The sequence below is a fragment of the Micromonospora sp. URMC 107 genome (assembly GCF_051386315.1).
Classification (GTDB): Bacteria; Actinomycetota; Actinomycetes; order Mycobacteriales; family Micromonosporaceae; genus Micromonospora.
On sequence record NZ_JBPQTK010000201.1, the window covers coordinates 1 to 6,784 of the forward strand.

General features: G+C 73.8%; 4 protein-coding genes and 1 pseudogene. 1 reads left to right on the top strand and 4 read right to left on the bottom strand.

Going from position 1 to position 6,784, the window contains the following annotated elements; all coding sequences use genetic code 11:
* Positions 1-45: 45 nt before the first annotated feature.
* From ACSNN9_RS27145 to ACSNN9_RS27160, 4 genes are all read right to left on the bottom strand, one after another.
* Positions 46-1,056: an Acg family FMN-binding oxidoreductase gene (locus ACSNN9_RS27145; RefSeq protein ID WP_436676114.1), complete on the bottom strand. Its 1,011-nt coding sequence runs from the start codon at positions 1,054-1,056 to the stop codon at positions 46-48.
* A gap of 173 nt (positions 1,057-1,229) precedes the next feature.
* Complete coding sequence (locus tag ACSNN9_RS27150; RefSeq protein ID WP_436676115.1) at positions 1,230-2,102, bottom strand: universal stress protein; 873 nt, start codon at positions 2,100-2,102, stop codon at positions 1,230-1,232.
* Between the two features lie 164 nt (positions 2,103-2,266).
* Complete coding sequence (locus ACSNN9_RS27155) at positions 2,267-4,669, bottom strand: phosphoketolase family protein (protein WP_436676116.1); 2,403 nt, start codon at positions 4,667-4,669, stop codon at positions 2,267-2,269.
* A 95-nt stretch (positions 4,670-4,764) separates the two neighbouring features.
* Positions 4,765-5,622 (bottom strand): universal stress protein, encoded by an 858-nt coding sequence (locus ACSNN9_RS27160; protein ID WP_436676117.1) that lies wholly within the window; start codon positions 5,620-5,622, stop codon positions 4,765-4,767.
* Between the two features lie 926 nt (positions 5,623-6,548).
* Here ACSNN9_RS27160 and ACSNN9_RS27165 point away from each other — a divergent pair.
* Positions 6,549-6,784, top strand: a pseudogene (locus tag ACSNN9_RS27165) (hypothetical protein); the annotation flags it as partial.

Consider the following 6,784-nt stretch of genomic DNA (forward strand, 5'->3'; position numbering starts at 1 on the left):
GCCACCGGGCGATGGTATCGCCCGGTGGCCGTGGTCCCGGCCCCGCTAGGCGTCCGTGGAGCGCACCGCCGAGGTGTCGACCACCTGCGCGACGTCCAGGCGCGGGGTGTGCGGCGGGCCGGCGTGTGCCGGGTCCGCGAGCCCCAGCCGGATCACGAGGTACGGGTAGCCGAGGCCGGCCAGCAGCCCGCGCAGCGTCTGCCGGGTGCCCGCGACCTCCACCACGCCGCTCAGCGGCACCACGGAGATCCCGAGCCTGGTTGCGGTCAGCCAGGCGGCCGAGAGCGCCTCGCCGGCGTGCAGCCAGCTGTCCGGCTCGTCCTCGTCGCCGTAGAGCACCCCGTACACGGCGGCCCGGTCGTGCCCGGGACCGACCGGCAGGGTGCCGGGGCGGCCGAAGTCGCGGGCCGGCACGGTGGTCTGGGGCGACTCCGCGGGCAGCACCTCCGGCGGCAGGCCGGTGCCGGTGCCGCTGCGGCTGGTCCAGTACTCCAACTCCTCGCGCAGCTGCGGGTCTTCCGCCTCGACCGACGCGGCGTGCCCGGCCGCGGCGGCCAGCTCCAGGACGTTGTCGCGGTCGAGGAACTGCAACTGGCAGCCCTCGGCGGCGACCGCCGAGGCGATCTCCCCGAGAGCCGCGGTCGGCACCGGCTCGTCGCTGACCGGGCGCCGGTCGGTGTGGCGCACCTGCATGCACTGCACGAGGCGCATGGCCTCCGGGTCGGCCTCCGCCCGGGCCATCCCGGTCAGCCGGGCCAGCAGGTCCGCGTCGGCCGGGTCCGGCATCCGCTCCACCACGGCGGTCCAGCCCTCCGCGGTCAGCGCGACCCGCGCGTGGTGCAGCGCGGCCCCGCAGCTGTACGCCAGCAGCCGGCCCTCCGGATCCGTCGCCGTCAGCCGGGGATCGCGGACCACCCGCAGCTCCAGCGCGTCCGGCAGGACCCGCCACCGCCACGGTTGGCTGTTGTGCACCGACGGGGCGTGCCCGGCCGTCGCGGCGGCCTCCGCGAGTGCGGTGGTCAGCGGACGATCCGTCGCCGGCGTTCCGTGGCTCATGGTCACGACCTTTCCGTTTCTCCCCATCGTGCCCCAGCCCGACGGTGCCCCGGGCGGGGTTGCGGCTCCATCCTGCGCCATCCCCCGTGCCGACGCACGGTACGCAGGTCCCGGCGCGGCCGGGACCTGCGCCCCTCGCCGGGGCCCCGGACGCCCTCCGGGGGCCCTTCGACTCACCGTTCGCGGACCACCGCCACCGGGCAGTGCGCGTGCTGGATGAGCTGCTGGCTGACCGAACCCAGCAGCATCCCCGTCAGGCCGCCCCGGCCCCGGGTGCCGACCACCACCAGGCACGCGTTGCGGCTGGCGTCGACCAGCAGGGACGCCGGACGGCCCTCCGTCACCTCCACGGTGACCGGCACGTCGGGGAACGTCGCGCCCCACCGGGCCAGCGGCTCGTCGAGCTCGGCCCGGTCGGCCGCCGTGGCCTCCCGCGCCTCGGGGCCCGCCGGCAGACGCTGGCCGGCGGGCGGATGCCAGGCCCGCACCACGTGCAGGGGCACCCGCCGGGCGGCGGCCTGCTCGAACGCGAAGCCCAGCGCCAGCAGCGAGCACTCGGACCCGTCCACGCCGACCGCCACGTGCCCGGTGCGCCCGCCCGCGGCGGCCTCGCCGCGGACGACCACGACCGGACAGTGCGCGTGGGCGGCGACGGTGACCGCGGTCGAGCCGACGAGCAACCCGCCGAAGCCGCCGTGCCCCCGGGTGCCCAGCACCAGCAGGTCGGCCTGCGCCGAGCGTTCCTGGAGCACCAGCGCGGGCGGCCCGTCGAACACCTCACCCGTGACGGCCAGCTCCGGGTGCGCGGCGGACGCGTCCGCCGCCGCCTTGCGGACCAGCTCCTCGACCTGCCGGCGGGCCGTCTCGTCCGGCCAGATGCCGGGAGCGACGCCGGGGCCGATCCAGCCGGCCACGGTGAGCCACTCGAAGACGTACGCCAGCCGCACCGGCCGCCCGCTGCGGCCGGCCTCCTCCAGCGCCCACTCCAGCGCGGCGGAGGCGTCGGCGGAGCCGTCGTAGCCGACCAGGATCTCGTTGCCGCTCATCGGGCCCACCTCTCGTTCGCGGCTGCGGGGTTGGCGAGTTCACTCCTCGCGCTCACTGGGCCGGCCTTTCGTTCGCGACTGCGGGGCTCGCAAGCTCACTCCTCGCGCTCACTGGGCCGGCCTTTCGTTCGCGACTGCGGGGCTCGCAAGCTCACTCCTCGCGCTCACTGGTCACCCCGCAGTCCCGGGTCCGTCTCGCGGACCCAGCGCCACTCCGCGACCCGGGGGTCGTCCTCGCCGTGCTGCCGGGTGTGGTCCCGGCAGGCCTGCCGCGCGTCGACCATCTCCTGCCGCAGGTGGGCGGCCCGGTCGGCCAGCCCCGGCACCCGGTCGATCACGTCGATGACCAGGTGGAAACGGTCCAGATCGTTGAGCATCACCATGTCGAACGGCGTGGTGGTGGTGCCCTCCTCCTTGTAGCCGCGCACGTGCAGGTTGGCGTGGTTGGTGCGGCGGTAGGTGAGCCGGTGGATCAGCCACGGATAGCCGTGGTACGCGAAGATGACCTGCTTGTCCCGCGTGAAGATCGTGTCGAACTCCTTGTCCGACAGCCCGTGCGGGTGTTCCGTCGGCGGCTGGAGGCGCATCAGGTCGACGACGTTCACGACCCGTACCTTCAGCTCCGGCAGGTGCCGGCGCAGCAGGTCCGCGGCGGCCAGCGTCTCCAGCGTCGGCACGTCCCCGGCGCAGGCGAGCACCACGTCCGGCTCGCTGCCGGCGTCCGTGCTGGCCCAGTCCCAGATCCCGAGGCCGCGCCGGCAGTGCTGGACGGCCTCGTCCATCGACAGCCAGTTCGGGGCGGGCTGCTTGCCGGCCACCACCACGTTGATGTAGTGCCGGCTGCGCAGGCAGTGGTCCATCGTGGAGAGCAGGGTGTTGGCGTCCGGCGGCAGGTAGACGCGTACCACCTCCGCCTTCTTGTTCATCACGTGGTCGATGAAGCCCGGGTCCTGGTGGGAGAAGCCGTTGTGGTCCTGCCGCCACACGTGGCTGGAGAGCAGGTAGTTCAGCGAGGCCACCGGCTTGCGCCACGGGATGCCCCGGGTCACCTTCAGCCACTTCGCGTGCTGGTTGAGCATCGAGTCGACGATGTGGATGAACGCCTCGTAGCTGGTGAAGATGCCGTGCCGGCCGGTCAGCAGGTAGCCCTCCAGCCAGCCCTGGCAGAGGTGCTCGGAGAGGACCTCCATCACCCGCCCGTCCGGGGAGAGGTGGTCGTCGCCGGGCACGGTACCGGCCATCCAGGCCCGGCCGGTGACCTCGAACGCCGCGCCGAGCCGGTTCGAGGCGACCTCGTCGGGGCCGAAGAGGCGGAACGTCTGCGGGTTGGCGGTGATCACGTCGCGGACCCAAGGGCCGAGGGCGCCGGTCGCGCCGGCCACGGTCTCGCCGGGTCGCGGCACGTCGACGGCGTAGTCGCGGAAGTCCGGCAGCGACAGGTCGCGCAGCACCAGCCCGCCGTTGGTGACCGGGTTGGCGCTCATCCGCCGCTCGCCCTTCGGCGGCAGCGCGGCCAGCTCGGCGACCGGTGCGCCCGTGGCGTCGAAGAGCTCCTCCGGTCGGTAGCTGCGTAGCCAGCGCTCCAGCTCGGCCAGGTGCTCCGGGTTCTTGCGCACCTCGGACAGCGGCACCTGGTGCGCGCGGTAGGTGCCCTCGACCTGCTTGCCGTTTACGTCCCGCGGCCCCGTCCAGCCCTTCGGCGTACGCAGGACGATCATCGGCCAGCGGGGGCGCTCGACGGCACCGCCCGAGCGGGCCCGCCGCTGGATGGCGGCGATCTCGTCCAGCGCCCGGTCCAGCGTGCCGGCGAGGAGCTGGTGCACCGTCGCCGGGTCGTCGCCGGCCACCACGTACGGCTGGTAGCCGAAGCCGCGCATCATGGCGAGGAGGTCGTCCTCGGGGATCCGGTCCAGCACCGTCGGATTGGCGATCTTGTAGCCGTTGAGGTGCAGGATCGGCAGTACCGCGCCGTCGCGGGCCGGGTTCAGGAAGACGTCGGAGAGCCAGCTGCCGGCCAGCGGGCCGGTCTCCGCCTCCCCGTCGCCGATGACGCAGGCCACCAGCAGGTCGGGATTGTCGAAGGCCGCGCCGTAGGCGTGGCTGAGCGCGTACCCCAGCTCGCCGCCCTCGTGGATCGAACCCGGCACCTCCGCCGCCACGTGGCTGGGGATGCCGCCGGGGAAGGAGAACTGGCGGAACAGTCGGGCCATGCCGGCCTCGTCGCGGTCGATGTGGTGGTACACCTCGCTCCAGGTGCCCTCCAGCCAGGTGTTGGCGACGATCGCCGGGCCGCCGTGACCGGGGCCGGTGACGAAGATGGCGGACAGGTCACGGGCGACGATGGCCCGGTTGAGGTGGGCGTAGAGCAGGTTCAGGCCGGGACTGGTGCCCCAGTGGCCGAGCAGGCGCGGCTTGACGTGCTCGGGTGCCAGCGGCTCGCGGAGCAGCGGATTGTCCAGCAGGTAGATCTGCCCGACGGTCAGGTAGTTCGCCGCCCGCCAGTAGGCGTCCAGCCGCCGCAGCTCGTCTTCGGTCAGGGGGCCGTGCAGGTCGAGAGCGGTGTCCATACTGCATGAGCCTCTCGCGGGTAGGGGAATCCTGCATCCTCGGAGCGCGGATTCGTCCGGGCCGGCCCCAGCATCTCCGATCGGCGCGGTGTTGATCAGGGCCGTTGGTCCCGTCGGAGCTGGGCGTTGCGCCCGTCGAGCGGAACGGCCGTCAGCCCCCGCACCACGATCAGCGGCGCGGGGGAGTGGTAGAGCAGCGTCTGGCTCACCGCGCCGAGCATGCCCCGCCACGGCTCGTCGCCCCGGGCGGCGACCAGCACCACCTGCGCCGAGCGGGACTGCTCCACCAGGACGGTTCCGGGGTCGCCGCGGATCGTGTGGCACTCCGTGGCCACCGACGGGAACCGGTGCGCCGACCGCGCCACCATCCCGGCGAGCAGTTCGGGATCCTCGGCGGCCTTCTCCGGCTCGACGACGCGGACCGCCAGCAGCCGCGCCTCCCGCCCGGCCGCGCACTCGAACGCCCACTCCAGCGCGGCCTGCGAGCTGTCGGAGCCGTCCACCCCGACCAGCACCGGCCCCTGCGGCGGCGGCTCCCGGCGGGCCACCAGCACCGGGCAGCCGGCCCGGGCGGCGAGCTGCACCGCGGGCGCGTCGACCGACACGCAGTCGCCGCTGGTCGCCATGCCGCCGTCCCCGACGGCGAGCAGGAACGCCAACTCCGACCGGCGGACCAGGGTGGGTACGAGGGCGCCCTCGACGATCTCGCCGCTGACCGGCAGCGCCGGCTCGACCTCGTTGGCGATCTCCGTGGCCCGGAAGATCAACCTCTCGGCGTCGGCGCGCGCCTCCGCGATCGACGGGGCCTCCAGGGCGGCCGTCCAGTTGAACGCGTGCAGCAGGCACAGCGGACGGCCGTGCGCGGCTGCCTCCTGGGCGGCCAGCCTGACCACCGGCAGGTTGCGCTCCGCGCCGAGACCGACCAGCACCGCCGCGTCGGTGGCTGCGGTCATCCGAATCACCTCCGCAGGCGTCGCGCCCGGCCCTCCTGTCGAGGCTAGTCCCGAGGGCACCACGGCGGGGCGGGATCGCGCCCGACGGCTGGCTGAGGGCTGTCGGCGGGGCCCGCCGTCCGTGCGCGGGGTCGGGTCGGTTGCGGGTCCGTCGTGGTGGGGGTGTGGCCCGCCGTACCCGGCTCCGGGCGGTCAGGCTTGATCCCTGCGCCGGGCACGGCGGGCCACACCCCGTCGGTGCCCGCTCGCCGTCCTGGGCTGCTCACGGTCGGTTGGTTCACGGTCGGTGTCCCCATGATCCGTTGATGTCGGCCCGGGCGGAGGGCAGCGCGGAGCCCGGCGGAGCGTCAACCGATCATGAGTGCCCGCTCGCCGCCCCTGCCTCACACTCGACCCTCGGATCTTGGGACGAAACCGCCCCGCCAAGGCCCCTTTCGTACCAAGATCCCGACCGTCCACCCGGCGGACCCGAGGTGCCCGGTGTCCGGTTGCGTCATGGCTGTCCGGTGCGGCATGGGCGGGCGGCGTCATCGGGTCCCCGATCGGGGCCGGTGTCCGGTTTCGGGGTGTGACCGGGGGCATCGTGGGGGCGGAATCGTGGCCGGGGTGGGGTCGTTACACCCTGCGGACGACCGAGCAAGACCGCACCGCCCCGCGGATGGTGGGGCCCCGGAATGATGGCGGGGCCGGCGGTCGTTACACATGGTCCGGCCGACGTGAGGGCAACCCCCCGCCCCCGCGAACAGCCCGATCCTCCCGGCCGACTCGGCCGATCTGATCCCCGGCCGACCCGGCCGACCTGATCTTTCCTTCGGCGAGACGCCGGAGAACTCCCCCTGAGCCTCATGAGCGCCGGACGGTGCTTGCACCCACACAGCCGGATCCCCCCTTTTCGGTGTGGGTGCCGACCCCCGAATGGAGCACCTATGATGAACACGATCCTGCGTAACAGCGTTCTTGGTATCGCCGGTCTGGCGTTCGCCGGTGGTGTGGCCGCCGGCCCGATGACCGACACCACCCACACCCCGAGCGTGGACGCGACGGCGGTGGCGGTGGCGGTGCAGGCCGACAAGCCGGACATGGGCAAGCTGGTGCCGCATGGTGTGCAGGGCGCGCAGTCGCGCATCGAACTCTCCGACGAGCAGGTCGGCAACGTCAAGGC

What these genes read in the sequence shown, in the direction of transcription:
- ACSNN9_RS27145 (WP_436676114.1), bottom strand. Translation starts at nt 1,056, where the DNA reads ATGAGCCACGGAACGCCGGCGACGGATCGTCCGCTGACCACCGCACTC.
- ACSNN9_RS27150 (WP_436676115.1), bottom strand. Translation starts at nt 2,102, where the DNA reads ATGAGCGGCAACGAGATCCTGGTCGGCTACGACGGCTCCGCCGACGCC.
- ACSNN9_RS27155 (WP_436676116.1), bottom strand. Translation starts at nt 4,669, where the DNA reads ATGGACACCGCTCTCGACCTGCACGGCCCCCTGACCGAAGACGAGCTG.
- ACSNN9_RS27160 (WP_436676117.1), bottom strand. Translation starts at nt 5,622, where the DNA reads ATGACCGCAGCCACCGACGCGGCGGTGCTGGTCGGTCTCGGCGCGGAG.